This is a genomic window from Bradyrhizobium sp. BRP20 (assembly GCF_020194215.1).
Classification (GTDB): Bacteria; Pseudomonadota; Alphaproteobacteria; order Rhizobiales; family Xanthobacteraceae; genus Bradyrhizobium; species Bradyrhizobium yuanmingense.
Genome location: NZ_JADYVY010000006.1, coordinates 402,148 through 429,050, shown reverse-complemented (window position 1 = coordinate 429,050; position 26,903 = coordinate 402,148). Strand labels below are relative to the sequence as shown.

Sequence of the window (26,903 nt, the reverse complement as noted above, 5' to 3'; positions counted from 1 at the left end):
GGCGCCGGGGGCCGGCGCAGGGGTCTGGGCCTCGGCGGCAAACGGAACGGCCAACGCCGTCGCCGTCAACAGGGCGAGAAGTCGCCCGCGCGGCCGGACGGACGCGGCCAAGTAACGGAAATTCATTGCGGAAAACCCTTTCTGAACGGGAAGTGCCCGAACCGCTCCGAAGCGCCGAACCTGGCCGCCTTGGGCGCGGCTCTCTCCCCGTCAATTGAGGCGGATAAGTGACGGTCTCGACGCTCTTGCGCGATTGGGTGCCTTCTTAACGTGGCCGACGAAAAGATCAATGCCGACAAGCGTCTTTGGCCGGTCTGGCGCGAAAGCCCCATCAAATTCCCTGTGATAAGATTCGCCCGACGGTCCTCGAATCACCTTGTGCCGATGTTCATGTTCCAGCGCCTCTTCGAGGGCCCCGGCCTCCGCCTCTATACGCTTGCCCTTGCGCTTGCCGGCATGCTGTCGGCGGGCACCGCCGCGGCCGAGGAGGCCCATGCGATCGCCATGCACGGCAAGCCGGCGATGCCCGCCGGCTTCAGCCACATGCCCTACGCCGACCCCGATGCCCCCAAGGGCGGCCGTCTGACCTGGGGCATTCTCGGCACCTTCGACAGCCTCAATCCCTTCATCGTGAGGGGATTGGCGGTGCAGCCGGTCCGCAACTACGTGGTCGAGAGCCTGCTGGCGCGCGGGCAGGACGAGCCGTTCACGCTTTACGGCCTGCTCGCCAGGACCGTCGAAACCAATGACGAGCGAAGCTTCGTCACCTTCCGTCTCGATCCTCGCGCCCGCTTCTCCGACGGCAAGCCGGTCACGGCCGAGGACGTGCTGTTCTCCTGGCAGTTGCTGCGCGACCGCGGCCGCCCCAATCACCGGCAATACTACGGCAAGGTCGCCAAGGCCGAAGCGCCCGATCCCCTCACCGTCCGATTCGACTTGACAGGCGCCAACGACCGCGAGCTGCCGCTAATTCTCGGCCTGATGCCGATCCTGCCGAAGCACGCCATCGACGTCGCGACCTTCGAGGAAACGACGCTGACGGCGCCGATTGGCTCAGGCCCCTATCGCGTCACGGCGGTGAAGCCCGGCGCCAGCGTGACGCTTGCGCGCAATCCCGATTATTGGGGCCGCGACCTCGCCATCAATCGCGGGCTCTACAATTTCGACGAGATCCGGCTCGACTATTTTCGCGAGGCCAACGGGCAGTTCGAGGCGTTCAAGCGCGGCCTCTACGATTTCCGCGTCGAGCACGAGCCGCTGCGCTGGCACGACGGCTATGACTTTCCGGCAGCCAAAAGCGGCGAGGTGATCCGCGACACCGTCAAGCCCGGCCTGCCGCAGCCGTCCGAATTCCTGGTGTTCAACACCCGCCGTCCTGTCTTCGCCGACATCCGTGTGCGGCAGGCCCTGACGCTGCTGCTCGATTTCGAGCTGGTGAACCGCAGCTATTTCTTCGGGCTCTATTCGCGCGTGGCCGGCTATTTCGCCGGCTCGGAACTGTCGGCCCATGGCAGGCCTGCGGATGCGCGCGAGCGCGAGCTGCTCAAACCGTTCGCCACACGGATGCCGCCCGACATCCTGGACGGCAGCTACCGCCTGCCGGTCACTGACGGATCAGGCCGCGACCGCACCACGCTGCGCGCCGCGCTGAAGCTGCTGTCGCAGGCCGGCTACGATCTCGACGGCACCGTGCTGCGCAATCGCGCGACCAAGAGCCCCTTCACCTTCGAGATCATGGTCACGACGCGCGACCAGGAGCGCATCGCGCTCGCCTTCCAGCGCGACCTCAGACGCGCCGGCATCGAGGCCAGCGTGCGCTCGGTCGATCCCGTGCAATTCGACCAGCGCCGGCTCGCCTACGAGTTCGACATGATCCAGAACCGCTGGGACCAGTCGCTGTCGCCCGGCAACGAGCAGTACTTCTATTGGGGCAGTGCGGCCGCGGACAATCCGGGCACCCGCAACTACATGGGCGCCAGGGATCCCGCCGTCGATGCCATGATCGCCGCCCTGCTCGAGGCCCGTGAACATACGGATTTCGTTGCGGCGGTGCGCGCGCTCGACCGCGCTCTGATCGCGGGCTTCTACACAATCCCGCTCTTTAACGTATCGGAGCAATGGATCGCGCGCTGGAATCGGATAGAACGGCCCAAGACCACCTCGCTCTCGGGCTATTTGCCGGAGACCTGGTGGTCGAAGGGGCAGCCGCAAGCTCATCAAGCGAAGTGACGCCGTGAACCAGCCAGCAATATCGCCGACGCTCGACACATTGTTTCAGCGCACGCTGATGCGGCAGCCCCACGCGACCGCCCTGCTCGATCCGCTCAACAAGGCACGCATCACCGGGCACCGGCCGCGGCGGATGACCTATACCGAGGCCGATATCGCCATCGAGGCGCTGTCGGCGCATTTCGTCGAATCCGGCCTGCCCGCCAATTCCGTCATCGCGATCCAGCTGCCGAATACTGTCGAGTTCGTGCTGACCGTGCTCGCGGCCCATCGCGCCGGCCTCGTTGTCGCCGTGCTGCCGCTGCTCTGGCGCCATGCGGAACTGACCGCAGCGCTCAACCGCACCGCCGCGCGCGCCATCGTTACCATGAGCACGGTCGACGGCGTCAGCTATGCTGATCTCGCCATGCACGCCGCGGCCGAGGCGTTCTCGATCCGGCACGTCTACGGCTTCGGAAGCGACCTGCCCGAAGGCATGGCTTCGCTCGACGACGTCCTGGCACGCCCGCCCGGCACCACGCGCGCCGTGATCCAGGACGGCCGCAAGGCGGCCATGATCTCCTTCGACGTCACGGCGGAGGGCTTCCGTCCGGTGCCGCGGTCGCATTTCAGCCTGATCGCGGGCGGCCTTGCGATGTCGCTCGAAGCCGACATCAAGCAGGGCGCGACCGTGATGGCGGCGTTCACGCCGATGTCGTTCGCAGGGCTCGCCTCCTCGCTCGCGGTGTGGCTGCTCTCGGGCGGCACGATGGCGCTGCATCATCCGTTCGAGAACGATGTGCTGGAGCAGCAGATCAACGAGCACGAATGCGAGGTGCTGATCGCGCCGGCGCAGCTCGCGCTGCGGCTCGGCGATGCCGACCTCGCGGCGCGGATGCCGACTTTGCGCAACGTCATCGGCCTGTGGCGCGCGCCCGAGCAGGTCGCGGCGAGCGATGCCTGGATTGCGCCGCATGCGCCGCTGACCGACGTCTACCTGTTCGGCGAGGCCGGATTGTTCGGCGCCCGCCGCGGCGAGGACGGCATGCCGGTGCCGGTGATGCCGGGGCCGCACGGCGCTCCGCGCGAGCAGTCCGGCTCCTCCATCGCCGGCGAGATCCTGCTGACGCCGAAGGGCACGCTTGGCCTGCGCGGCGCGATGGTGCCGATCGCGGCCTACGCCCCGCCGCAGCCGGTCGGCGAGACGCTGACGGCGCAGCCGCCGCGCGACTATGTCGACACCGGCTATGCCGCGCGGCTCGATCGCCCGAGCGGCGCGATCTGCATCACAGCGCCGCCCTCCGGCATCATGGCGGTCGGCGGCTATCGCTTCCTCTCAAACGACCTGCAGGAATGGGCGCGCCGGCTCGGCCAGGGCGCGCTGCTCACGGCGCTGCCCGACCGCCTCTCCGGCCACCGGCTCGCCGGGCGCGCCCAGGACAATGCCCGCGCCCGCGAGGCGCTCAGCGAGCTCGGGCTTAACCCCCTGATGGTCGAGGCTTTTCGCGACCGCTCCGGGCCGGTCTAGGCGCGGTTTCAGCGCCTGCGTTGACGCAGCATTAAGGCGGCCAAACTAGATTGCGGCGGCAAATTGTTGCGCGATCAGAGTTTTTACATGTCCCAGGCGGGCCCGATCCTGTTTGTGTCCGATGCCGAACGCCCCGCCTTCGTGGCGGCGCTGGACGAGGCCCGGCTCTTTCCCGTCGTCGACACCGACTGGACCAGCGCGCCGCGCGCGGTCGAAGAGGTGCAGCCGGCCGCGGTTCTCGCTGCGGTCCATGCCGGACACGAGCCGCATGTGACGCGGCTCGCAAAGACGATCACCGCTCAATCGCCTTACCTGCCCTTCGTGGCCCTGGATGCGGCGGGCACGCTGCCGCACAACGCCCTGCCCTTCTCCTCGCGCGGCGGCAATCCCGACCGGCTGATCGCGCGGCTCCGGGCGGCGCTGCGCGTGCGGACATTACACGCAACGGTTCTGCGCCGGCTGCCCGAAGTGAAAATCGCGCTGCCGCAGGGCGATCCCGCACGCGATGCCACCGTGCTCCTGATCGGCCGCGGCGCGGCTTACCCTGCGCTCTCCGTCGCGTTCGGCGAACGCGTCGGCGTGGTCGGTGCGCTCTCGATCGAGGCTGCCGCGAAACACCTCAACACCCGCGATCTCGACGGCGTCGTGCTCGCCGAAGGTTTTACCGCGCGCGTGACCGATGCGTTTCTGACCGTGCTCGCCGAGGACACCCGCTTCCGCAGCCTGCCCGTGGTCGTCACCGCCCACCAGCTCACCCAGAGCTACGACCTTCCCAATCTCGAGCTGATCACCGGCGAGCCGCCGAGGATCGCCGCCAACGCACTGCCCTTGATCCGCCAGCACGCCATGGAAGCGCAGCTGAGCCGCACGCTGCGCTCGATCGATGCCGGCGGCTGGCTCGATCCGCGCAGCGGCCTGCTCACGGTGGAAGCCTTCGCCCGCGATTTCGCCAAGGCGGTCGAGCAGACGCTCGCCCGCGGCGGCGGCCTCTCGGTCGCCCGCTTCGCCTTCGATCCCAACAATCCCCGCGCCCAGCTCGACGCCGCCCGCATCCTCAGCCGCCTGATGCGGCAGATGGATTTTGGCGCCGCGCAGAAGGACGGCTCGGTCATCGTCGTGTTCGCCGAGACCGACTTCCGCACCGCGCATATGATCGCGCGCCGCCTGTCGGCGGTGATGCGGCACACCTCCAACGGCAAGCACGAGATGCGCAGCGATCCCGTGGTCAGCGTGGACTCGCTGTCGCCGTCGGATACGGCAAGGTCCTTGCTGGCGCGACTGTCGGCCGATGCATCAAGGGCCGCGTCGTAGCTTTCTCGCGGGCTGTCGCAATAACCACCGTCATTGCGAGCGCAGCGAAGCAATCCAGAATCCCTCCGCGGAAAGACTCTGGATTGCTTCGTCGCAAGGGCTCCTCGCAATGACGCGGTGAGGCCGGTGCCTCTACGCCGCCTTCTTGCTCTCGGCGAGCTGCGCCAGCTGCCGCATGATCTCCGTCGTGCCCGCGAGCCGCTCCTCCGGCGTTTCCCAGTCCTGCAGGAACACCACCTTCATGTCGGGGCGCACCTTGGCGGCCTGGCCGTAGCTGCGGATAAAGCTCACGAGGCGATCCGGATAGGCGAAGGAATTGTCGCGGAAGACGATGACGGCACCCTTCGGGCCGGCGTCGATCTTCTCGACATTGGCCCTGCGGCAGAACGCCTTGATCGCGGCGACCTTGAACAGATAGCGTACCTCGTCCGGCAGCACGCCGAAGCGGTCGCGCATCTCGGCGCCGAAATTCTCGATCTCCTCCTCGGTGTCGAGATCGGCCAGGCGCCGGTACAGCGACAGCCGCACCGAGAGGTCGCTGACATAGTCCTCCGGAATCAGCACGGGCATGCCGATGGTGATCTGGGGCGACCAGCGATCGGCGGCGGGCTCGGAGACGCCGGCCTTGAGGTTGACGATCGCCTCCTCCAGCATCGACTGATAGAGCTCGAAGCCGACCTCTTTGATGTGGCCGGACTGCTCCTCGCCGAGCAAATTGCCGGCGCCGCGGATGTCGAGGTCGTGGGAGGCGAGCTGGAAGCCGGCGCCCAGCGTCTCCAGCGACTGCAGCACGGTGAGCCGGCGCTCGGCCTGCGCGGTGATCTTCTGCTGCCCCGGCAGCGTGAACAGCGCATAGGCCCGCAGCTTGGAGCGGCCGACGCGGCCGCGCAGCTGGTAGAGCTGGGCAAGGCCGAACATGTCGGCGCGATGGACGATCAACGTGTTGGCGTTGGGGATGTCGAGGCCGGACTCGACTATGGTGGTCGACAACAGAACGTCGAACTTGCCGTCGTAGAACGCGGTCATGATGTCCTCGATCACGGCCGGCGGCATCTGGCCGTGCGCGACCGCGACCTTCATCTCGGGCACGTTCTTGTCGAGGAAGTCCTTGACCTCGGCGAGATCGTCGATGCGCGGCACCACGTAGAACGCCTGGCCGCCACGATAGCGCTCGCGCAGGAGCGCTTCGCGGATCATCAGGGGATCGTGCGGGGCGACGAAGGTTCGCACCGCGAGACGGTCGACCGGGGGCGATGCGATGATCGAGAGCTCGCGGACGCCGGTCAGTGCCAATTGGAGCGTGCGCGGGATCGGGGTCGCCGACAGCGTCAGCACGTGCACCTCGGCGCGCAGCGCCTTCAACCGCTCCTTGTGGCTGACGCCGAAATGCTGCTCCTCGTCGACGATGAGCAGGCCAAGGTCGCGGAATTTGATCGCCTTGCCGAGCAACGCGTGGGTGCCGACGACGATGTCGACCGAGCCGTCGGCGATACCCTTCTTGACCTCGTTGAGCTGCTTGGTCGGGATCAGGCGCGAGGCCTGCGCGACATTGACCGGGAAGCCTTTGAAGCGCTCGCTGAAGGTCCGGTAGTGCTGACGCGCCAGCAGCGTGGTCGGCACCACGACCGCGACCTGCTTGCCGTCGAGCGCCACGGCGAAGGCGGCGCGCAGCGCCACCTCGGTCTTGCCGAAGCCGACGTCGCCGCAGATCAGGCGATCCATCGGGCGGCCCTTTTCGAGATCCTTCAGCGTGGACTCGATCGCGCCCAGCTGGTCCTCGGTCTCGTCATAGGGGAAGCGTGCGCAGAACTCGTCGTAGACGCCCTGCTGCACCGGCAGCTTCGGCGCTTCGTGCAGCATGCGTTCGGCCGCGATCTTGATCAGCTCGCCCGCGATCTCGCGGATGCGGTTCTTCAGTTTTGCCTTTCGGGTCTGCCAGCCCGAGCCACCAAGGCGGTCGAGCTCGACCGTGGTTTGATCAGAGCCGTAACGCGATAAGAGCTCGATGTTCTCGACCGGCAGGAACAGCTTGGTCTCGGCGGCATAATGCAGCTCGAGGCAGTCATGCGGCGCGCCGGCGACGTCCAGCGTCTGCAGGCCGATGAACCGGCCGATGCCGTGATCGACGTGGACGACGATGTCGCCGGCGGTGAGGCTCGTCACCTCCGAGATGAAATTGTCGAGCTTGCGACTGGCCTTGCGCGGCCGCACCAGGCGATCGCCGAGGATGTCCTGCTCGCTGATGACGGCGATCTCGTCAGTCTCGAAGCCGCTCTCGAGGCCGAGCACGGCGAGCATGGTCTCGTTGCGCGGCGTCGCCTGCACCGTCCGCCACGAATTGACGCTGGTGGTGTGGGCGAGCTTGTGGTCGCGCAGCATCGAGGTCATGCGGTCGCGCGAGCCCTCCGTCCACAGCGCGATCACGACCTTCTTGCGCTGCGCCTGCAGCGCCATGACGTGGCTGACCACGGACTCGAACACGTTGACATTGCTGTCGTTGCGCTCCGGCGCGAAATCGCGGCCCTTGCGCGCACCTGCATCGACTACGCCGGTGCCGTCGGTCGGCACCGAGAACGGCGTCAGCCGCGCCAGCGGGATCGCGCCGAGGCGCTTGGTCCATTCCTCCTCGGTCAGGTACAGCCGGTCGGGCGGCAGCGGCTTGTAGATCGCGCCGCCGCCGGGATGCTCCATCGCATCGCGCCGGGCCTCGTAATAGTCGAGGATCTGCTTGAAGCGCTCGCGCACGGCGTCCTCGGCCTGCGGCTCGATCGCGATTGCCGCGCCTTGCAGATAATCGAACAGCGTGTCCATCCGGTCCTGGAACAGCGGCAGCCAGTGCTCCATGCCGGGATGGCGGCGGCCCTCGCTAACAGCCTCGTACAGCGCATCGTCGCGCTCGGGCGCGCCGAATTCGGCGACATAGCCCATGCGGAATCTTCGGATGGTGTCGGTGACGAGCTGGAACTCGGAGACCGGCACGAGGTCGAGCGAGCGCATGTCGAGCAGCGTGCGCTGGGTCTCCGCGTCGAAGGAGCGGATCGATTCCAGGCTGTCCCCGAAGAAGTCGAACCGCACCGGCTGCTCGAGGCCCGCCGGAAACAGATCCAAAATGCCGCCGCGCACGGCGTATTCGCCGGGCTCGCGCACGGTGGAGGAGCGGTTGTAGCCGTTGTGCTCGAGCCAGGCGACGACCGTGTCCATCGGCACGACATTGCCCGGCGCGACCGACAGCGCCTGCGCCGCGACCAGCTCGCGCGCGGGCACGCGCTGCACCACCGCGTTCACCGTGGTCAGCACGATCAGCGGCTTGTCGCTGCCGGTGAGCGAGGCCAGCCGCGCCAGAGTGGTCAGGCGCTGGGCGAGAACGCCGCCATGCGGCGAGACGCGGTCATAGGGTTGGCAGTCCCAGGCCGGGAAGGTCAGCACCGGCAGATCGGGCGCGAAGAACCTAAGTGCGCGTTCGAGCGACTGCATGCGCCCGCCGTCGCGGCAGACGACCGCAAGGCTGACCGCCGGCTTTTTCGGCCGCGCCGCGATGGCGCGCGCGAGATCGGAGACGACGAGGCCTTCGGCACCTTCCGCGACATTGGCGAGCGTCAGCGCGCGGCCGGGCGCGAGCAGCTCGGCCGGAGATTTCATTCCCTGCTTCATGCGTTGCCGTCCGCGATCGGGAACGCCTTGATGCGGGCAAACAGCGCGCCGGTGACGTCGGCCGGCAGCACCTTGTCACCTGTGATGGCGGCATAGAGATCGGGATCGTTGACCTCGAGCAAGGTCTCGAGCTGGCTCAGCTCGTCGTCAGACAGATTGCCGATCTCGGCATCCGCGAAGCGGCCGAGGATCAGGTCCATCTCGCGCGTGCCGCGGTGCCAGCAGCGGAACAGAAGCCGCTTGCGGCGGTCATCCAGCCCGCTGCTCGATCGTGTCGTTCCCGTCATGTCTCAAATCCAGTCAAACGCAGAAAGCCCGGACGTGCCGGGCGGGGGTGATATAGCCACTCGGACCCCCGGTGTCAGCCCTTTGTTGCGGGAGGTCGTCCCTCCAATCCGTCATGGCCGGGCATAGCCGTCTGAAGGACGGCGTCGCTTCCGCTCGCCTATGTCCCGGCCATCCACGTCGCGCGGAAAAAAAGCCGTGGATGCCCGGCATAAAGCCGGGCATGACGGCGAGGAACGATCTTAGATTCCCCGAATGCGCCCCAGCCTGCTCAATCCGCTGTTTGCTCCCGTGACCAGCCTGTCCGGCGTCGGTCCGAAGCAGGACAAGCTGTTGCAGTACCTGCTCAGCCGCAGCGAGACGCCGCGGCTGGTCGATCTGCTCTTGCATCTGCCGAGCCAGGTGATCGACCGCCGGGCCCGGCCGAAGATCCGCGACGCGGCCGTTGGAACCATGGTGACGCTGGAGGTCACCGTCGATCGTCACCGCCCGCCGCCGCCGCGCAATTCGCGCGCGCCGTATCTGGTCTACGCCAGCGACGATACCGGCGACGTGGTGCTGACCTTCTTCCGCGCCAAGCCGGGCTTTGTCGAGAAGCTCTTGCCGGTCGGCGAGAAGCGCTTCGTCTCCGGCACGCTGCAAATGTACGACGGCATCCCGCAGATCGTGCATCCCGATCGCGTGCTCGACGAGGAGGCGATCTCGAAGCTGTCAGGGATCGACCCGGTCTATCCGCTGACGGAAGGGCTCGCGCTCGGCTCGCTCCGCCGCGCGATCGCGCAGGCGCTGCAAAAGCTTCCCGCGCTGCCGGAATGGATCAGCCCGGAGGTGCTGCGCCGATGTGACTTCCCGCCGATCGCGGAGGCGCTCAATCGCGTGCACCAGCCGGTCGAGCTGACCGACATCTTGCCCGACCGGCCGTTCTGGTCGCGCCTCGCCTTCGACGAGCTCTTGGCCGGCCAGCTCGCGCTCGCCCTGATCCGCGCGCAGCTGCGCCGTCCTGCGGGCGTGCGCAATGCCGGCGACGGGCATCTGCGCAACAAGATCATCGGTGCCCTTCCTTACGCGCTCACACCGTCACAGCGCAACGCTGCGGCGGCGATTGCCGAAGACCTCAAGCAGCCGCTGCGCATGCTGCGCCTGCTGCAAGGTGACGTCGGCTCCGGCAAGACCGTGGTGGCGCTGCTCGCGGCCGCCGCGGTCGCCGAGGTCGGCAAGCAGGCCGCGTTGATGGCCCCGACCGAGATCCTGGCGCGCCAGCACATCAAGACCATCGCTCCGCTCGCCGAGCGCGCGGGATTGCGGGTCGCGATCCTCACCGGCCGCGAGAAGGGCAAGGAGCGGCGCGAGATCATCACTGAGCTCGCCGAGGGCGGGATCGACCTGCTCGTCGGCACCCATGCGCTGATCCAGGACGATGTCGTGTTCAGGGATCTCGCGCTCGCCATCGTCGACGAGCAGCACCGTTTCGGCGTGCGCGAGCGCCTCGCGCTGACGTCCAAGGGCGAGGCTGTCGACGTGCTGGTGCTGAGCGCAACGCCGATCCCGCGCACGCTGGTGCTGACCTATTTCGGCGATATGGACATCTCCGAGCTGCGCGAAAAGCCGGCCGGCCGCCAGCCCATCGATACCCGCGCCGTGCCGATGAGCCGCATCGGCGAGGTCATGGAAGGCGTCGGCCGTGCGCTCGAAGCCGGCAAGCTGGTCTACTGGATCTGCCCGCTGGTCGAGGAGTCCGAGGCTGAGGGCACCGAGCATCTCACCAACGCCACCAAGCGTTTCGAGACCCTGCAAAAGCGCTTCGGCGATCGCGTCGGCCTCGTCCACGGCCAGATGAAGGGCACCGAGAAGGACCGCGTCATGGCCCAGTTCGCCGCGCACGACATCGGCCTGCTGGTCGCGACCACCGTGGTCGAGGTCGGCGTCGACGTTCCGGCCGCCACCATCATGGTGATCGAGAACGCCGAGCGTTTCGGTCTTGCCCAGCTCCACCAGCTCCGCGGCCGCATCGGGCGCGGCTCCGAAGCATCGACCTGCATCCTGCTCTATGGCGAGCCGCTCGGCGAGATGTCGAAGGCGCGGCTGAAAGTGATCCGCGAGACCACCGACGGCTTCCGCATCGCCGAGGAAGACCTGAAGCTGCGCGGCGAAGGCGACGTGCTGGGCGTGCGCCAGAGCGGCCTGCCCGGCTACCGCATCGCGCGCCCGGAGGTGCATGGCCAGTTGATCGCCCAGGCAAGAGACGAGGCGCTGCGAATCCTCAAGGAGGATCCGAAGCTGAAGGGCGAACGCGGCGAAGCGCTGCGGTGCCTGCTGTATCTCTATGAGCGCGACGAGGCGATTCCGCTGATCGGAGCGGGCTAACTTTGAGGCAGTGCCGCAAGATTCGTGACAGACGCAAAGGCACCGGAACCTCCACGTCATTGCGAGCGCAGCGAAGCAATCCAGAATCTTCCCGCGGAGGCAGCCTGGATTGCTTCGCTGCGCTCGCAATGACGTGTTGAGAGAGCGAGAATGCGCGCGATCAGGCCTTCTTCCGCGCGATGCTCGCCGCGAAGGTCTTCATCAATCCCGCATCCACAGCCTCCCCCTTCGCATCCTCCGCCAGATGCTCGAACCACCGCGCAAAGCCCTCGTAGATCTGGCTGGCCGGATGATCGGGCCCGAGGAATCCTGAAATCTCCCGCATCTCGGCGACCCAGCGATAGGCCTTCGGGATCATGTCGGGCAGCGCGACTTCGAGCCGCGCCAAGATGGCGGGCTGGCTCAGCGCGAGCTCGTCGCGCAGTGCATCGGCCGCGCCCGCCTTCGTGGCTGCGATCACCATCGCCGATCCGATGCCGGCGAGGCCCTTGACGATGCCGGCATAGGACATTTTCAACGCCGAGGCCGCGCCGACCGGGCCTTCGACGATCCGCACGTCGAGGCCGAGATCCCCAAGCACGGCAACGTCCTTGGCATGCTCGCCCGACATGTAGAAGGCCGGGCTCTTGCCACCTGGCTGCGGCGGAAAGCCGATGATGCCGGCATCGACGAACGGCGCCTGCGCCGACCCGATGATCTCCTCAATTCTTTGCACGGTATCGACATTGACGGCGTTGCAATCGACCACGACCGGCTTCTTCTCGCGCCTGACGATCAGCGCGGCCAGCCGTTCGGCCAGCGCGACGGCTTCGCCCGGCGGCACGATCGAGAGGATGATGTCGGCGTCCGCGATCGCATCGTCCTCGGCGCCGACCATTCCGGCGTCCGCGGCGCGTTTGCGCGTCGCCTCGCTCCGCCCCTTGAGCGACGTCAGCACGCGCGCACCGTTCTCGCTGAGGCGCCGGGCCACGGCGCTGCCCATGGCGCCGGGGGCGAGGATCGCAATGGTTTTGGACATCGTGCACTCCAGGTCGAATTCCGAGCGGCAGGTTCGGTCGACCTGAGACTAACAGAGGACGAATGCGCCCGCGTGAACGCGACCATCCCGCGGCGGAATGGCCCTACTCCGCCTTCGCAGGCTCGGGCCGGAGCGTGGAGGCATTGGCAATCCGCGCAGCATTCGCCATGCCCGCAAGCGCGGCCGCCTTCTTCGGATCGGGCGACGAGCCCGGCTGCACCACGCCGGCCGACATGATCAGCGTCGCGGCGTCCTCGGCGGTGAGATCGACCTCGATGATCTTGCTTTTGGGGACATAGAAGAAGAAGCCCGTGGTCGGGTTCGGCGAGCACGGCAGGAACACCGACACGTGCTCCTCCTGCCCCGGCAGGCTGCGCGAGATGTCCTCGTTCGGCGACTGCGAGATCAGCACGATCGACCACATGCCCGGCGAAGGAAACTCGACCAGGCCCACTTTCCGGAAGCTCGAGCCCTTGCCCGAGAACAGCGTCTCGAACACCTGCTTCAGGCCGCGATAGATCGCGCGCACCGCCGGGATCCGGCCGAGAAAGGTCTCGCCGACATCGACCAGCGTGCGGCCGATCAGATTGGCCGCGAGGAAGCCGACCAGCGTCAGCGTGAAGAATGCGACAATCAGTCCCCAGCCGGGAATGACGTAGGGAAGATAGGTTTCCGGCCGGTAGGCCAGCGGCACGAACGGCCGCACCACGCCGTCGACCCAGGTAACGAACCACCAGACCAGATAGAGGGTGATCGCGATCGGCCCCGTCACCACGAGGCCGGTCAGGAAATAATTGCGGAAACGGCCCATCAGGCCGGTATGCGGTTCCGGAACGGGATCAAGAGGCGCAGGCGCGTCGTCGCGGGGGGTCATTCGGGTTCCAGGTCGGTCGCTACCACAAGCTAGGGTCTTCTAGCAGGTTTTGGAAGAGAGCGGCCGATCGATATCCAGATTGCCTATTCCACGGTCACCGATTTTGCGAGGTTGCGCGGCTGGTCGACGTCGGTCCCCATCACGACGGCCGTGTGATAGGCGAGCAGCTGCACCGGGACAGCATAGACCATCGGCGTGAAGGCTGCTGCCATATCGGGCATGACGATGGTGACGAGGGACTCGACCGTCGCCTCCGCCGCGCCCTTGGCATCGGTCATCAGAATGATGTTGCCGCCGCGCGCGGCGACCTCCTGCATGTTGGAGACGGTCTTCTCGAACACGCGGTCGTGGGGTGCGATGACGACGACCGGCATGGTCTCGTCGATCAGCGCGATGGGGCCGTGCTTGAGCTCGCCGGCGGCATAGCCCTCGGCGTGGATGTAGGAGATCTCCTTCAGCTTGAGCGCGCCTTCGAGCGCCAGCGGGAAGCTGGTGCCGCGGCCGAGATAGAGCACGTCGCGCGACTTGGCGATCCGGTGCGCCAGCTTCTCGATCTGGAGCTCGCTCGTGAGCGCATCGGCCATCAGGCGCGGAACCTCGACGAGCCCGTGGACCAGCTTGGTCTCGTCCTCGTCCGACAATTCGCCGCGCGCCTTGCCGGCCGCGATCGCAAGGTTTGCCAGCACCATGAGCTGGCAGGTGAACGCCTTGGTCGAGGCGACGCCGATCTCGGGTCCCGCCAGCGTCTGCAGCACCGTCTCGCTCTCGCGCGCGATCGTCGAGGTCGGCACGTTGACGACCGCGATCGTGTGCACGCCCTCGGCCTTGGCATAGCGCAGCGCCGCCAGCGTGTCGGCGGTCTCGCCCGACTGCGAGATGAAGATGGCGAGGTCGCCCTTGCGCAAGGGGGCCTCGCGGTAGCGGAATTCGGAGGCGACGTCGACCTCGACCGGCAGGCGCGCAAAGCGCTCGAACCAGTATTTGGCGACGAACCCGGCATAGCTCGCTGTGCCGCAAGCGGTGATGTTGATGCGCTGGATGTTCTTGAAATCGAACGGCAGCTTGACCGGTAGCGCGACGCGCTCGGTCGCCATATCGACGTAGCGCGCCAGCGTGTGGCCGACCACCTCGGGCTGCTCATGGATCTCCTTGGCCATGAAGTGACGGTAATTGGCCTTGTCGACCAGCGAGGTCGAGGCGGCGTGCCTGATCTTGTCGCGCTGGACGGCATGGCCGTCCTTGTCGAAGATCGCGGCGCTCTTGCGGGTCAGCACCGCCCAGTCGCCGTCCTCGAGATAGCTGATCGTGTCGGTGAACGGGCCGAGCGCGATGGCGTCCGAGCCGAGATACATCTCGCCGTCGCCGTAGCCGATCGCCAGCGGCGGGCCGTTGCGGGCGCCGATCATGAGGTCGTTGTCGCCGGCGAAGATGAAGCCGAGCGCGAAGGCGCCGCGCAGGCGCGCCAGCGTCAGCTTCACCGCTTCCACGGGCTTATTGCCGCGCGTGAGCAAATCGTCGACGAGATGCAGCACGATCTCGGTGTCGGTCTCGGTGTGGAACACCGTGCCCTTCTTTTCGAGCTCCTCGCGCAGCTCGCGGAAATTCTCGATGATGCCGTTGTGGACCACGGCGACGCGCTCGGTCGCGTGCGGGTGGGCGTTGTTGACGGTCGGCTTGCCGTGGGTGGCCCAGCGCGTGTGACCGATGCCGGTGGTACCCTTGAGCGGCTCGGCCTCCAGCCGCTTCTCCAGATTCTTCAGCTTTCCCTCGGCGCGGCGGCGCTCCAGGTGCTTGCCTTCGAGCGTGGCCACGCCCGCGGAATCGTAGCCGCGATATTCGAGGCGTTTGAGCGAATCCACCAATTGCTCTGCAACCGGCTCGCGCCCGAGAATGCCGACAATCCCGCACATGCGGATCACTATCCCCCAAATCGTCGAAAAATCGCCTAAACGACACGCCCGGTTTTTAGCGAAAATCGCAGGGAACCAGATACTCAATAATTATTGCTGATTGAGACAGCACGGGCCCGCGACCGCTGCGTCGTCTGCGTCGAATTGGCCGGCCTTAAACCGCGCTACTTAACTCATTGTCAATACATTTGGCCAACGATTCCGGTCAGGAGAACCAGGCCATGAAAGGCTCATCCGACCGCAAGGGTCTGTCGTCAATGTATCTGCGCGCCAGCGAGACCACGGGCACGCACCTTGCGCATTGGCCGCCGCCGCTGCGCGGCAAAGAGAACAAGCCCCTCTTCATCAAGCATCCCGAAGGCGAGCCGGTGAAGCGCGCCAAGCCGCGCGGCTGGCGCCTGACCCGCGCGATCTTCTCCGAATTCGCCGACGAAGAATAGCGCCGCTCACGTCTCCGGCTTCTTGCCGCCGGTCTTCATCTCGCGATAGCGCGCCGCGCCGCCTTCCCGGATGGTCTGCGGGCTCCGCTCCAGCGCCATCGCGTCGTCGGGTACGTCCTTCGTGATCACCGAGCCCGAGCCGATATAGGCACCATTGCCGATCGTCACCGGGGCGACCAGCGAGGAGTTGGTGCCGACGAAGGCGCCCTTTCCGATCACCGTCTTGTGCTTCTTGAAGCCATCGTAGTTGCAGGTGATGGTGCCGGCGCCGATGTTGGAATTGGCGCCGACGGTGGCGTCGCCGATATAGGAGAGATGGTTGACCTTGACGCCGGCCTCCAGCGTCGCCGCCTTGGTCTCCACGAAATTGCCGATGCGCGCGCCGTCGCCGAGCGAGGTGCCGGGACGCAGCCGCGCATAGGGTCCGATCGAGACCTTCTTGCCGAGCGTCGTCTCGACGATGTGCGAGAACGAGTGGATCACCGCGCCGTCCGCGATCGACACGCCGGGGCCGATCACCACGAACGGCTCGATCGTCACGTCCTTGCCGAACACGGTGTCAGTGGACAGATACACCGTCTCCGGCGCGATCAGCGTGACGCCGGCCTCCATCGCCGCCTTGCGCAAACGCGCCTGCATTACGGCTTCGGCCTCGGCGAGCTGCGCCTTGGTGTTGATGCCGCGCACCTCGTCTTCGCTGGTTTCGATCACCACCGACTCCCATCCCTGCCTGCGGACGATTTCGACCGCATCCGTCAGATAATATTCGCCCTTGGAATTGGCATTGCCGATGTGCCCGAGAATGTCGAGCGCACGGCGGCCGTCGATCGCCATCACGCCGGCATTGCACAAATCGATCTTGCGCTCGTCCGCGCTGGCGTCGGCCTGCTCGCGGATCGCAACCAGGCGGTCGCCCTCGACGATGAAGCGGCCGTAGCCGGTCGGGTCGGCGGCGCGAAAGCCGAGCGCGGCAATGGCTGCGCCGCGGGCGAGCGGCGCACGCAGCCGCGCAAAGGTCTCGGCCGAGATCAGCGGCGTGTCGCCGAACGCGATGAGGACATCGTCGGCGCCGCTCGCGATCGCCTCGCGCGCCGCCAGTACCGCATGCGCGGTGCCGAGCCGCTCGGCCTGCACGAAGGTCAGCGCGTCGGGACGGATGCGCTTGGCTTCGTCGGCGACCGCCTGATGATCGGGGCCGATCACCACCGCGAGCGAGGTGCCGGTTCCCTTGGGTGCGGCGGCGAGCACATGCGCGAGCAGACTCCGGTGCGCGACCGGATGCAGCACCTTCGGCAGGCTCGATCGCATGCGCGTGCCTTCGCCGGCGGCGAGCACGATCGTGAGGCTGGAACGGGCGGTCATCGAAATCCTGACAGCTATGGCCGAATCAAATTGGCGCGGACGGGCGGCAACGCCCTCGGAAGCTATCGCCTTGCTACCCCCGCAAACGCCCGGAATTCAAGTGCGGCGCGCTTTTCCTGTTAATGTTCCCTGATTGATTCGGGGAAGCCGGACGGGGCTGGGCGCTTAACATTCATGGCAAAGGATTCCGACCCACTGGCGGACGCTTTCTCCACCAAGGAGACCGGCGGGCTGTTCTCCGGACTTTTGGCCGAGGAAAGCGCCTTCGACCGGCGCTTGATGTGGCGGCTGGGCTCGTGGGGCGTGGCGGCCGTCGGCGCCGTCGTCATTGCCGTGATGGCCAACCAGGCCCAGCTCGGCTGGCGGCGCGACCAGGTTGCGTCCGCCGATCTCGTGCGCCAGGCCGACCGGCTGCAGCTGCTGACCAAGGAGAGCCAGAACGAAGCGCGCCGGCTCGCCGCCGCGATCGAGACGCTGAACAGCGACCGCGACCGGCTGTATTCGCGCGTCACCGTGCTGGAGCAAGGGCTCGATTCCGTCACCGGCGCCATTGCCAAGCAAGCGGCCGCGCCGCCGCCGGGCGCGAAGCCGCAGGACGCAGCACCCGCGGCTCCCAATGTCGCGCCGGTTGCTTCGACGCCGACGGCGACGAGCGAGAAGCCGCGCAGCGAAGCCGCCAAGGATGCTCAGAAGGAAACGTTGAAGGAGCCGCCGAGCCCGCCGCCGCAGACCGGGGCCGCCGCCTCGCTCGTGCAACAGAATCCGGCCATGACTTCGGCGCTGCCGACCATTCCGCTGGTGCCCGCCAAGTCGCTCATGGCGCCACCTGATCCGGCCGCGTCGAAACTGATTCAACCTGAGACAGCCGAGCAGAAGGCCGAGCCGGCGCCCGCCGCAGCCGAAATCGTGGCGGCAGCAACCAAGCCGCCAGAGCCAGCCGAGAGCGAATCCCCTGCCATCGCCGTTCAGCAGACGCGCTTTGCGATCGATCTCGGCGGCGCCAACTCGATCGACGGCCTGCGCGCGCTCTGGCGCGGCGTGACCAAGTCCAACCCGGAGATCGCAGCGCTGCGGCCGATCATCATGATCAAGGAAGGCAACACCGGCCTCGGCATGCAGCTCCGCCTGGGCGCCGGCCCCCTGGTCAATGCCGCCGCCGCCGCAAAATTCTGCGCGGGTCTCGCCGAGAGCAATCGTCACTGCGAGACCACCGTGTTCGATGGCCAGCGCCTGTCGATGCGTGGCGGTCCGGACAAGGTACAAGACAAGACGCAAGAGAAGACTCAGGACAGAGTCCCGGACAAGGGTTCGGAGACGAGCCAGGACGCTGGCCCTCCAGCCGAAACGGCGCCTGTGTCGAGCGCGAAGCCTGAAAAGCCGCAACGCCGCCGCAGCTACTCCTCAAAACGCACCAAGCGCGACGAGCCCGCCCCCGCTCCCGCCGCGCAGCCGGCGCCAGCACCGGCGAAACCGGAGGCGGCAGCGTCGTCCGCGGGATCGACGCTGTCGTCGTTCTTCAGGCGACAATGACGCCTCGGTCCCGGCGCGCACGCAGCCAGCATGCGACCAACGGACGCTTGGACCTCGGCCGCGCTTGGCAGCAAGTTCGCAGGTCCATGTCCGACGTGCGCGAAGCGTCGCCCCTCCAGAAACGCGGGTCTTGATGAACGAACTGGATGATGTGCTGAGGCTACTCGTCGCGGCGGCTACGGGCCTCGTGATCGGCATCGACCGCGACATGAACGACAAGCCGGTGGGCATGCGCACCCTGGCGCTGGTGGCCTTGGGCTCTGCGCTGATCTCGATTTCCGTGATCGAGTTTCAGAATTTGCGCGACCACCCGGATGCAGTCTCGAGGGTGGTCCAAGGCATTGTTACCGGCGTGCTGAGCGGCGTCGGCTTCATCGGTGCGGGCGTCATCCTGCACGACGTCAAGGCCAAGACGGTTCATGGCCTCACTACGGCGGCGACTGTCTGGATCGCTGCCGGTCTTGGCATCGCCTGCGCGCTGGGCGCCTGGCTGCTGGTGGGCGCCGCCATCGCAGTCACGTTATTCGTGCTGTTCGCGCTCAGCTGGCTCGAACGTCGCCTGGGGTTGAAGTAAGTCTGGTAGTCGCACATGGCCGGTGAGCGGCTTCATGCCTCCGCCCAAGTACCAAATGATACGAACGAGACCAACCTGACACGGCACACTCCGCACCGGACTTGATTCGGAGCGGAGATGACGGACGCGAACTTTCTGCGTGAGCAACTCGCGTTGATCCGCGAACTGGCCGAGCTGGCCGATCCCCACATCAGGAAGCGACTGCTCGCCTTGGCGGAAAAATACGAGCGCCGGCTGGCGGAGCAGAGCCGGAACACGCAAGGTCGCAGCTGATCGTCCTTGATCGCCCTTGGCGCAGGCGATGACCTATTCCATGCGCGCCTTCTCCTTCAGATCGCGGATGCGCATCTCCGCCTCGTCCTTGGACTGGACGATGTCCGACCAATCCTCGACCCGCGCCTCCTTGCTCAGCCTCTTGAGCTCGCTCAGCTGCTCCTGCGTCGGCTTGTCCATGCCTCACTCCTAGGCGGTGTTGGCAACACAATGTTGAGAACCAGCGGGAGGCTCGCGTGTTCCTGGAGAGTGCCCGGGCGGATCAACAGAAACCTCGCCTGCCCTGTTGCCTGGCCGCGCCTTCCCGACCATATTGCGGCCATGACAAAGAAGCCCTTCCGCCTCACGCCCTACCAGGTGCAGTTCCTGCTCGTGGTCGGATTCGTCACCGTCGGCTGCGCGCTCTACGTGCGCTATCTCGCGATCGAGTTTTCGCAAGTAGCGCTCGCCTGCGACGCCGGGCTTCAGACCCTGGTCTGCAAGTCGCGCTCGGTCTCGACCGTGCTGTTCAAGAATTCGGTGTTCGGCATCGTGGCGCTGGTGGTTGCGACGCTGAACCTGATGCGGCCGTCGATCGTGCTGCTGACCGTCGGCCTCATCGCCGCCGGCCTCGGCATCGTGCTCTACAATGTCGTGCTGTCGGGCCTTGCGATCGGCCTGCTTATTCTTGGCTTTGCTCGGCCCGCGCCCGCCACAGCGTGAGCGCGAACAACAGATAGATCGCGCAGGTCCATAGCGACTGCCAATTGTCGCGACCTTCGTTGAACAGCACGTACACGGCGGACAGCGCCAGCACCCCCGCGAACACCGCTTCGGCGATCGGACGCTGGCCGATCTGCGGCCGGTTCAGCATCAGAAGCGCAAACGGCACCACAGCCATCGTCAGCGCGGCGTAAGGAAAATCCTTGTAACGCGGATCGAACACGAAGCCGAGCGCGGTCGCGGAAGCGATCACCGCGGTCACCGCCAGCGTCAGGCCGAGCACCGCGGTGAGCTTCGACCATTTCCGGCCCTCGCGCGGGCCGAGCAGGTCGAGGAAGGTCGGCAGGCTGCGGCCGATCACCATCGCCTGCGCGCAGAAGATCGGCGACAGAATGCCGGCCAGCAGCAACGCGCCCCAGAGCAGCCAGCCGCCGATTCCGTAGCTCTCGTAGTACATCTTGTCGGCGCCGATCCCGAGCAGGATTCCGGCGGTCGTCGCCGAGATGCCGACGCCGAGCCAGGCCGGGAAACGCGGTGTCCACGGCCGGCGGCGCAGCGTGATCAGCGCGACAGCGAACACCAGCACGGAAAGCCCCATGCCGGCGCCCATGTACCATTTCCAGTACGGGAAATTGCTGATCGGCTGTCCCGGCGGATATTTCAGGCTCCTGCGCACCGAGTCGTAGAGGCCCCAATAGCCGCCGACGGTGCCTTCCAGCCTGCGCTTCCAGGGCTGGTCGTAGGACTCGATGAGATTGACGCGGAACTTCTGCGCCTTCGCAAGGCCGAGGATTTCCGAGACGACGCGCGCCTGATTGGTGCGCGAGGGCAGTGCGCCGTCGCGCATGCGGCCCGCGCTCGGCCAGCCGGTTTCGCCGATCAGGATCTCCTTACCGGGAAACGCCACCGCCATGCGCTCGCGGATCTGTTCGACATGGGCGGCAGCGAACTTCGCCCTGATCGGGAAATCCTCCCAATAGGGCAGGATATGAATCGTGACGAAGTCGACGGCGTCATACACCTCGCGGTTCTTCAGCCAATATTCCCACACATCGGCATAGGTCACGGGCACGCCGACCTGGGTCTTCACCAGGCGGATGAGAGCGACGAGGTCCGCCGTCGTCATCTCACCGCGCAGCAGCACCTCGTTGCCGACGATGACGGAGGTGATGACGTCAGGGAATTGCTTGATGAGGCGAATGGCGAGCCCGGCCTGCTCGTAGTTCTTGGTGCGGTTGCTCGAGAGCCAGATGCCCTGCAGCACCTTCATCCCGCCGACCTTGGCGGCGATCGCCGGCACCTGGTCGAGCCCGTTCTCCAGCGAATAGGTGCGGACGCAGTCGGTGATCTCCTTGAGCTGGCGCAGGTCCTGTTCGATCTGGTCGGCATCGATATGGGTCCATGCGTCCAGCGGCGACTGCTCGCCGCGGAACGGCGCGTAGGAGACGCATTGAACCTTGTCGGCGGGATCGATCGGGGCGCGCGCGAGCGTGATCGGCGTGGCAAGCCACCACCACACGGCAGCGATCGCACCCAGTGAGACGAGCAGAAGCGCCAGTGGCGTACGAAGAGAAATCGGTTCCGTCCTCCGCGAAGGGCCGTCGATTACCTTCTCGCACGCCGTCTGCCAAGGGGGCACGTCCCGGTGGATCCCTTGCGCCCCCAAGGAATTTACCTGCGCCGGTTCACCGGGATCTAGGATCGTGACTTTGCTGGACAAAATTCGAAATACAGGTCATGGACTCCGAAAGACTTTTCCGCCGCATTGGAGACCCATTTGGACGCCATCAGCTAGCGCGTCCGCGGGGCTCCTGACGCGGACGGCCAGCGGATACATTGGGGAATTCATGCGGCAACGGGTGTTCGAGTCACGAAATGCGGTCCTGCGGCAGTTCGCCGCCACCTTGGCCGTCTCCTGCCTGCTCGTTCTGACCGGTGCTGGCGGCGCTTCCGCCCAGAGCGGTCCGCCGGGCCCCGAACAGGGCAAGGCGGCCGCCCAGCCCGCCGACGCCGCCAAGGACGCCGCCCAGAATCAGCGCCGCACCGACGAGTTCGCAGAAGCCGCCCAGGTCATCAACGGCCCGGCCGGCAATCCCGAATGCGTCTGGCTCGGCCGGCGCGTGGTGCGGCTGATGTGGCGGGACGACCTCGATACCGCATTCCGTCATCTCGACCTCTACGACCGCTTCGGCTGTCCCGGCGGCCACATCCAGGCCGCGTTCCGCTGCCTGACCCGTTTCGGCGGCCAGATCGACCCCAAGGTGGCCGAAACTCTGGATAGCCGCGTGCACGCGTGCTGGATCAACCCGGCCGCCCAGCCGCAGCAGGCGGCGGCCGCGGCCGCTCAGCCGGCAGCGCCGGCCGCCAATGCGCAGCCGCAGCCGGCCGCGAGCCCCTCGCCTGCGGCAAGCCCGTCCCCGACGCCGGCGAAATAGCCCAAGCCAAAATCGCTCCGGTCGTTTCAGCTGCCGTTCAGGAACGACCGGCCATAGAGACGGTTGGCACTGCCGCGCGTCGTTCGAAAAGGCCATGCCCTCATAAGGACATGAGGCCATGACAGTTGTGAAACCGCGCGGCAGAGATATGCTCCCTTTGCCGCGGACTTGGTCGGATCTCGGGGTCGGATCCGCTTCCCTGCCACCTCAGCCCCTATTGGTTTAGCCGCGATGCGCGTTGTCGCCGCCGTTCTGTTGCTCGTGTCTGCGCTCCACGCAGGCAGTTGGGGAGTCCTGCGCGACAGGGAACCTGCGCCGGACTTCAAGGGCCTGGTGCCGAGCCTGTCCTATACGCCGTTCGAACCGGGCCATGTCGTCGACCTCAAGGTCGACCCCGACAAGATTCGCGCGGACTTGAAGAAGCTCTCGACCCTCACGCGAGCGATCCGGTCCTACACCGCGACGGAAGGCAGCGAGCTGGTGCCGCCGATCGCGGCCGAGTTCGGCCTCAAGGTCACGGTCGGCGCGTGGATCGACAAGGACGAGGATCGCAACGAGCGGGAGATCAAGGCCGCCATCGAGCTCGCCCGCAAGAACAGCAACGTGATCGGCATCGTGGTCGGCAACGAGGTGATCTACCGCGGCGAGATGAAGGTCGAGGACCTCATCAGCAAGATCAAGAAGGTCAAGAGCGCGGTCCGTGTTCCCGTGACGACGGGCGAGATCTGGAACATCTGGCGCGATTTTCCGGACCTCGCCTCCAGCGTCGACTTCATCGCCGCGCACGTGCTGCCCTATTGGGAAAACTTCCGTTCGGATCAGGCCGTCGACCAGGCCGTGGACCGCTACGACCTCCTGCGCAATCAGTTCCCGGGCAAGCGCATCGTGATCGCCGAGTTCGGCTGGCCGAGCGCAGGCTATAATTTGCGCAACGCAGATCCAGGTCCGTTCCAGCAGGCGCTGACCTTGCGCAACTTCGTCACCCGCGCCGAAGCGCTCGGCATGGACTACAACATCGTCGAAGCCCTCGATCGGCCCTGGAAATTCTTCGAAGGCGGCGTCGGTCCGTATTGGGGCGTCCTCAATGCCAGCGGCGAGCCGAAATTCGCCTGGACCGGCCCGGTCGAGAACCCCGACTATTGGAAGCTGATGGGCATCGCGCTGCTGGTCGGCGTGCTGCTGTCGTTACCGATCCTGCGGATCGAGAAGGCGACCGCGAGGCAAGCCTTCCTGCTGTCGGCGACCGCCAACGGCGTCGGCGCCTGGGCCGCGACCGTGTTCGCCTATTGGAACGGCCACTACTTCCTGTTCGGCTCCGCTTTCGCGCTGACGCTCGGCATGATCCTCCTTGTTCCGCTGGTCCTCATCGCGATGGCGCGCATCGACGAGATCGCCGCGGTTGCCTTCGGCCGGCCGCCGCAGCGCCTGATCGCCAAGAACAAGCCGGTCGAGAACGTGCCCGAGGATTACTGCCCCAAGGTCTCGATCCATATCCCCGCTTATTTCGAGCCCGTCGAGATGCTGAAGCAGACGCTGGATGCGCTGTCGCGGCTGAACTACCCGAACTACGAATGCGTGGTCATCATCAACAACACGCCGGATCCCGCCTTCTGGCAGCCGATCCAGGACCATTGCCGCGCGCTCGGTGAACGCTTCAAGTTCATCAACGCCGAGAAGGTGCAGGGCTTCAAAGCCGGCGCGCTGCGGATTGCGATGGACCGCACCGCGGCGGATGCCGAGATCATCGGCATCCTCGATGCCGACTATGTCGTCGAGCCCGATTGGCTGAAGGACCTCGTGCCTGCTTTTGCGGACCCGCGCGTCGGCCTCGTGCAGGCGCCGCAGGAGCACCGCGACGGCGATCTGTCGATCATGCACTACATCATGAACGGCGAATATGCCGGCTTCTTCGACATCGGCATGGTCCAGCGCAACGAGGCCAACGCCATCATAGTGCACGGCACGATGTGCCTGATCCGCCGCGCCGCGATGGACATGGCCGGTGGTTGGTCGAGCGACACGATCTGCGAGGACTCAGATCTCGGCCTTGCCATCCAAGAGCTCGGCTGGACCACCCACTACACGAATACCCGCTACGGCGCAGGCCTGCTGCCGGACACCTACGAGGCCTTCAAGAAGCAGCGGCACCGCTGGGCCTATGGCGGCCTGCAGATCGTCAAGAAGCACTGGCGCCGCTTCCTGCCCGGCGCAAGCCGGCTGACGCCCGACCAGAAGCGCGAATATGGCCTCGGCTGGCTGAACTGGCTGGGCGCCGAAAGCCTCGGCGTGGTCGTGGCGCTGCTCAACCTCATCTGGGTGCCGATCGTCGCCTTCGCCGACATCGCCATTCCCGACAAGATCCTGACGCTGCCGATTGTCGGCGCCTTCATCGTCTCGCTGGTGCACTTCCTGTCGATGTACCGCGCCCGCGTCGCCATCAAGCCCGGCCAGATGCTGGGCGCCATGATCGCGGCGATGAGCGTGCAATGGACGGTGTCGCGCGCGGTGGCGCAGGGCCTGATCACCGAGCACATCGCCTTCGCCCGCACCTCCAAAGGCGGCCTGTCCCGCATGTCGATCGAGTTCCAGGCGTTCTGGGAAGCCGTGATCGGCACCCTGCTCCTGGTCGGCGCCGGCGTGCTGATCGCCACCAACAGCTACAAGCAGATCACCGAGATCTACATCTTCGCCGGCGTCTTGGTGCTGCAGAGCCTGCCGTTCCTCGCCGCCGTCGCCATCGCCATCCTCGAGCTCAGCCGCATCAACTCGTTCCAGTTCTGGCGCGACAGCGCGATCCGCACCGCCGAGCTGATCGGCCTGCGCCCGGTCGCGCTGCCCCACCCGACCGGCACGCCGCAGCCGGTGCCGAGCGAGGTCCGGCGGGAGACGAACTGATCCTGCTCCACGCCGGTCTTCGGCCTCGTGCCTGGAATCACGTGGTCTCCGGCGTGGATGACCGGCCGCCAATCGAGGTGAGAATTTTGGCCTAAGCGACGGATAGCCCAGGCAAATCCCCGCTCCTGCCGCGATCTTCGGCAACCACCCGCACTATTGACCTCCGCAGCCACTCCCCCTACACAGCGCGGGCCGAAGGCATGATCCGGAAACAGCCGGTTTTCCCCGCGACGCGATCTCTAGGCGAAGCGGCAAGACATGCCTCTCGAATGTCCGAACACGATGGCGATCTCTTCGAGCCATCAGCGGCCATGGGAGCGCGTAGCTCAGCCGGTAGAGCACGTGACTTTTAATCACGGGGTCCTGGGTTCGAGCCCCAGCGCGCTCACCAAGCTAATCAAGCACCTAGAGCCAAAATTCAGCCCTTCGAGTTGAGGGGATTTTTGGGGCCTGCACACAGTGTGCACACTCGCCGGGTGCAGCCATGACCGCCATCGATATTGTCGGCTGGGTTCTCTTGGCAGTGGTTATGGTGCTAACCCTAGGCTTTGCGAAGAAGCCGCCAACGTGAGCCGTGCCATTCACAGCGGGTTCATACGTGCTGAGGCACGCTGCGCCCCATGGAGATTCTCAGATGATCGTTTCCGTGCTCGCCGCAGCATTACTTATGGGCCCGCCCGTGCCGGGGCTGGTTCAGCCACCCATCCAGCAGGTCCAGTATGGTGTGCCAAGACACCCGCCTCCATGCGGCCACGGTTGGGACCTGAGCGCCCGAGACGGCATGTGTTATCCGAACGGAGCCCTCCCTCCTCAAGAACAGGCTGCGCGGCAGTACTATCATCGCGGCGGCGGAGGTTACGGTGGAGGCTACGGTAGACATCCCGTCCGATGCGGCCACGGCGCCGACGTCGATATTCGAGACGGTCGGTGCTACCCCAACGGCACGGTGCCGCCACAGTTTCAGCAGGGCCGGCAGGGATATTACGGTTATGGCGACTATTATCACCGCCCAAGGCGCCATTACTATTAAGCTATCAAAGGCCCGCCAGCGCGAACCGGCGGGCTCCTGTCACAAGCCTGTGGCATGTCCGTTGCACAGTCGAAGCCAACTGGGATTTCAGCGCTCAGTTTGAGAATGACACGCTGCCGGGACATGTATTTCGAGCCCGGCAGCGTTCGATTTCGAGACTCGTGAGACAACCGCTATGGCATGAGCAGAATCAAGCGCACGGGCACATTTCCGGAGGCTGCTGCTTCGCCTCCTCCGGATCATCGTCCTCAGCGTCGCTGTCGTCCTGCTCCATGTCGGTGAAATAGTCGCCTCGCATGCTCTTGGTTCATTGCCCGATCCAGGCTCCCGGCCCTGGGTTCGAGCCCCAGCGCGCTCACCAATAAAATCAAGTAGCAAAAATCGAAATGCCGTCCGGCTCAGCAGGTGGGCAGGAACAAAGGTCACCCGTTCCAGCTTGAGTCTCGCTGGCTCGTCGGCCGAGTTGGCGGAGGCGGCGCCGACCAGCCGGCACTATGTTTTCTGCGCATGGGT

Annotated in this window: 19 protein-coding genes, 1 tRNA gene and 1 pseudogene; 12 read left to right on the top strand and 9 right to left on the bottom strand. The window is 66.1% G+C overall.

What is annotated here, in order from left to right:
- A pseudogene (locus I6F33_RS17735) lies at positions 1-126 on the bottom strand (invasion associated locus B family protein); the annotation flags it as partial.
- Between the two features lie 258 nt (positions 127-384).
- On the opposite strand from I6F33_RS17735, the gene I6F33_RS17730 reads away from it, so the two are divergent.
- The 3 genes from I6F33_RS17730 (at position 385) to I6F33_RS17720 (ending at position 5,047) form a co-directional block, all read left to right on the top strand.
- Positions 385-2,229, top strand: a complete 1,845-nt coding sequence (locus tag I6F33_RS17730) for an extracellular solute-binding protein (RefSeq protein WP_225143529.1) — start codon at positions 385-387, stop codon at positions 2,227-2,229.
- A 4-nt stretch (positions 2,230-2,233) separates the two neighbouring features.
- The gene (locus I6F33_RS17725) at positions 2,234-3,736 is read left to right on the top strand and encodes a class I adenylate-forming enzyme family protein (protein WP_225143507.1); all 1,503 of its coding nucleotides are present in this window, start codon (positions 2,234-2,236) and stop codon (positions 3,734-3,736) included.
- Positions 3,737-3,823: 87 nt separating this feature from the next.
- A complete protein-coding gene (locus I6F33_RS17720) occupies positions 3,824-5,047 on the top strand; it encodes a hypothetical protein (RefSeq protein ID WP_109143700.1) in 1,224 nt (407 codons plus the stop codon).
- Positions 5,048-5,179: 132 nt separating this feature from the next.
- Here the strand turns inward: I6F33_RS17720 and mfd are convergent, their stop codons facing one another.
- Both mfd and I6F33_RS17710 read right to left on the bottom strand, forming a co-directional pair.
- Positions 5,180-8,698 (bottom strand): transcription-repair coupling factor, encoded by a 3,519-nt coding sequence (mfd, locus tag I6F33_RS17715; RefSeq protein WP_225143505.1) that lies wholly within the window; start codon positions 8,696-8,698, stop codon positions 5,180-5,182.
- The gene (locus I6F33_RS17710; protein ID WP_036028114.1) at positions 8,695-8,985 is read right to left on the bottom strand and encodes a succinate dehydrogenase assembly factor 2; all 291 of its coding nucleotides are present in this window, start codon (positions 8,983-8,985) and stop codon (positions 8,695-8,697) included. Before I6F33_RS17710 ends, mfd begins: the two co-directional genes overlap by 4 nt.
- A gap of 253 nt (positions 8,986-9,238) precedes the next feature.
- Here I6F33_RS17710 and recG point away from each other — a divergent pair, with 253 nt between their 5' ends.
- Entirely contained in the window at positions 9,239-11,347 is a 2,109-nt protein-coding gene (gene recG / locus I6F33_RS17705) for an ATP-dependent DNA helicase RecG (RefSeq protein ID WP_225143503.1), read from the top strand.
- A gap of 160 nt (positions 11,348-11,507) precedes the next feature.
- On the opposite strand, the gene I6F33_RS17700 is transcribed toward recG, so the two are convergent.
- The 3 genes from I6F33_RS17700 to glmS form a co-directional block, all read right to left on the bottom strand.
- On the bottom strand, positions 11,508-12,365 hold the full coding sequence (locus I6F33_RS17700; RefSeq protein ID WP_225139961.1) for an NAD(P)-dependent oxidoreductase: 858 nt from the start codon (positions 12,363-12,365) through the stop codon (positions 11,508-11,510).
- A 103-nt stretch (positions 12,366-12,468) separates the two neighbouring features.
- Positions 12,469-13,239, bottom strand: a complete 771-nt coding sequence (locus I6F33_RS17695) for a DUF502 domain-containing protein (RefSeq protein ID WP_036012517.1) — start codon at positions 13,237-13,239, stop codon at positions 12,469-12,471.
- 83 nt (positions 13,240-13,322) lie between these two features.
- Positions 13,323-15,149 carry a glutamine--fructose-6-phosphate transaminase (isomerizing) gene (glmS, locus tag I6F33_RS17690; protein ID WP_036039717.1) on the bottom strand — a complete coding sequence of 609 codons (1,827 nt, stop codon included), beginning with the start codon at positions 15,147-15,149 and terminating at the stop codon, positions 13,323-13,325.
- Positions 15,150-15,370: 221 nt separating this feature from the next.
- Here glmS and I6F33_RS17685 point away from each other — a divergent pair, with 221 nt between their 5' ends.
- A complete protein-coding gene (locus I6F33_RS17685) occupies positions 15,371-15,589 on the top strand; it encodes a hypothetical protein (RefSeq protein WP_036012532.1) in 219 nt (72 codons plus the stop codon).
- 6 nt (positions 15,590-15,595) lie between these two features.
- Here I6F33_RS17685 and glmU read toward each other — a convergent pair whose 3' ends face one another.
- Positions 15,596-16,951 (bottom strand): bifunctional UDP-N-acetylglucosamine diphosphorylase/glucosamine-1-phosphate N-acetyltransferase GlmU, encoded by a 1,356-nt coding sequence (gene glmU, locus I6F33_RS17680; RefSeq protein WP_225143502.1) that lies wholly within the window; start codon positions 16,949-16,951, stop codon positions 15,596-15,598.
- A 174-nt stretch (positions 16,952-17,125) separates the two neighbouring features.
- Between glmU and I6F33_RS17675 the strand changes: the two genes are divergently transcribed.
- The 3 genes from I6F33_RS17675 to I6F33_RS17665 all read left to right on the top strand — a co-directional run bounded on the left by I6F33_RS17675 (position 17,126) and on the right by I6F33_RS17665 (position 19,328).
- Positions 17,126-18,481 carry a hypothetical protein gene (locus I6F33_RS17675; RefSeq protein WP_225143500.1) on the top strand — a complete coding sequence of 452 codons (1,356 nt, stop codon included), beginning with the start codon at positions 17,126-17,128 and terminating at the stop codon, positions 18,479-18,481.
- A gap of 133 nt (positions 18,482-18,614) precedes the next feature.
- A complete protein-coding gene (locus tag I6F33_RS17670) occupies positions 18,615-19,055 on the top strand; it encodes an MgtC/SapB family protein (RefSeq protein WP_036012541.1) in 441 nt (146 codons plus the stop codon).
- Between the two features lie 117 nt (positions 19,056-19,172).
- On the top strand, positions 19,173-19,328 hold the full coding sequence (locus I6F33_RS17665; protein ID WP_157786023.1) for a hypothetical protein: 156 nt from the start codon (positions 19,173-19,175) through the stop codon (positions 19,326-19,328).
- Positions 19,329-19,361: 33 nt separating this feature from the next.
- Here I6F33_RS17665 and I6F33_RS17660 read toward each other — a convergent pair whose 3' ends face one another.
- A complete protein-coding gene (locus tag I6F33_RS17660; protein WP_156447140.1) occupies positions 19,362-19,508 on the bottom strand; it encodes a hypothetical protein in 147 nt (48 codons plus the stop codon).
- 141 nt (positions 19,509-19,649) lie between these two features.
- On the opposite strand from I6F33_RS17660, the gene I6F33_RS17655 reads away from it, so the two are divergent.
- On the top strand, positions 19,650-20,030 hold the full coding sequence (locus I6F33_RS17655; RefSeq protein WP_036012544.1) for a hypothetical protein: 381 nt from the start codon (positions 19,650-19,652) through the stop codon (positions 20,028-20,030).
- Here the strand turns inward: I6F33_RS17655 and I6F33_RS17650 are convergent.
- Positions 19,990-21,549: a beta-(1-6) glucans synthase gene (locus tag I6F33_RS17650; RefSeq protein ID WP_225139965.1), complete on the bottom strand. Its 1,560-nt coding sequence runs from the start codon at positions 21,547-21,549 to the stop codon at positions 19,990-19,992. The genes I6F33_RS17655 and I6F33_RS17650 overlap by 41 nt on opposite strands.
- Before the next feature lie 328 nt (positions 21,550-21,877).
- Here I6F33_RS17650 and I6F33_RS17645 point away from each other — a divergent pair, with 328 nt between their 5' ends.
- From I6F33_RS17645 to I6F33_RS17635, 3 genes are all read left to right on the top strand, one after another.
- Positions 21,878-22,465 (top strand): hypothetical protein, encoded by a 588-nt coding sequence (locus tag I6F33_RS17645; RefSeq protein WP_036012549.1) that lies wholly within the window; start codon positions 21,878-21,880, stop codon positions 22,463-22,465.
- Positions 22,466-22,696: 231 nt separating this feature from the next.
- Positions 22,697-25,360 (top strand): glycosyltransferase, encoded by a 2,664-nt coding sequence (locus I6F33_RS17640; RefSeq protein WP_109143693.1) that lies wholly within the window; start codon positions 22,697-22,699, stop codon positions 25,358-25,360.
- A 315-nt stretch (positions 25,361-25,675) separates the two neighbouring features.
- Positions 25,676-25,751, top strand: a tRNA-Lys gene (locus I6F33_RS17635).
- Positions 25,752-26,903 lie beyond the last annotated feature (1,152 nt).

Bases quoted from the DNA above. Each gene is read 5' to 3' on its own strand.
- I6F33_RS17730 (WP_225143529.1), top strand. From the start codon at position 385: ATGTTCATGTTCCAGCGCCTCTTCGAGGGCCCCGGCCTCCGCCTCTAT.
- I6F33_RS17720 (WP_109143700.1), top strand. From the start codon at position 3,824: ATGTCCCAGGCGGGCCCGATCCTGTTTGTGTCCGATGCCGAACGCCCC.
- mfd (WP_225143505.1), bottom strand. From the start codon at position 8,698: ATGAAGCAGGGAATGAAATCTCCGGCCGAGCTGCTCGCGCCCGGCCGC.
- I6F33_RS17710 (WP_036028114.1), bottom strand. From the start codon at position 8,985: ATGACGGGAACGACACGATCGAGCAGCGGGCTGGATGACCGCCGCAAG.
- recG (WP_225143503.1), top strand. From the start codon at position 9,239: ATGCGCCCCAGCCTGCTCAATCCGCTGTTTGCTCCCGTGACCAGCCTG.
- I6F33_RS17700 (WP_225139961.1), bottom strand. From the start codon at position 12,365: ATGTCCAAAACCATTGCGATCCTCGCCCCCGGCGCCATGGGCAGCGCC.
- I6F33_RS17695 (WP_036012517.1), bottom strand. From the start codon at position 13,239: ATGACCCCCCGCGACGACGCGCCTGCGCCTCTTGATCCCGTTCCGGAA.
- glmS (WP_036039717.1), bottom strand. From the start codon at position 15,149: ATGTGCGGGATTGTCGGCATTCTCGGGCGCGAGCCGGTTGCAGAGCAA.
- I6F33_RS17685 (WP_036012532.1), top strand. From the start codon at position 15,371: ATGAAAGGCTCATCCGACCGCAAGGGTCTGTCGTCAATGTATCTGCGC.
- glmU (WP_225143502.1), bottom strand. From the start codon at position 16,951: ATGACCGCCCGTTCCAGCCTCACGATCGTGCTCGCCGCCGGCGAAGGC.
- I6F33_RS17675 (WP_225143500.1), top strand. From the start codon at position 17,126: ATGGCAAAGGATTCCGACCCACTGGCGGACGCTTTCTCCACCAAGGAG.
- I6F33_RS17670 (WP_036012541.1), top strand. From the start codon at position 18,615: ATGAACGAACTGGATGATGTGCTGAGGCTACTCGTCGCGGCGGCTACG.
- I6F33_RS17665 (WP_157786023.1), top strand. From the start codon at position 19,173: ATGACGGACGCGAACTTTCTGCGTGAGCAACTCGCGTTGATCCGCGAA.
- I6F33_RS17660 (WP_156447140.1), bottom strand. From the start codon at position 19,508: ATGGACAAGCCGACGCAGGAGCAGCTGAGCGAGCTCAAGAGGCTGAGC.
- I6F33_RS17655 (WP_036012544.1), top strand. From the start codon at position 19,650: ATGACAAAGAAGCCCTTCCGCCTCACGCCCTACCAGGTGCAGTTCCTG.
- I6F33_RS17645 (WP_036012549.1), top strand. From the start codon at position 21,878: ATGCGGCAACGGGTGTTCGAGTCACGAAATGCGGTCCTGCGGCAGTTC.
- I6F33_RS17640 (WP_109143693.1), top strand. From the start codon at position 22,697: ATGCGCGTTGTCGCCGCCGTTCTGTTGCTCGTGTCTGCGCTCCACGCA.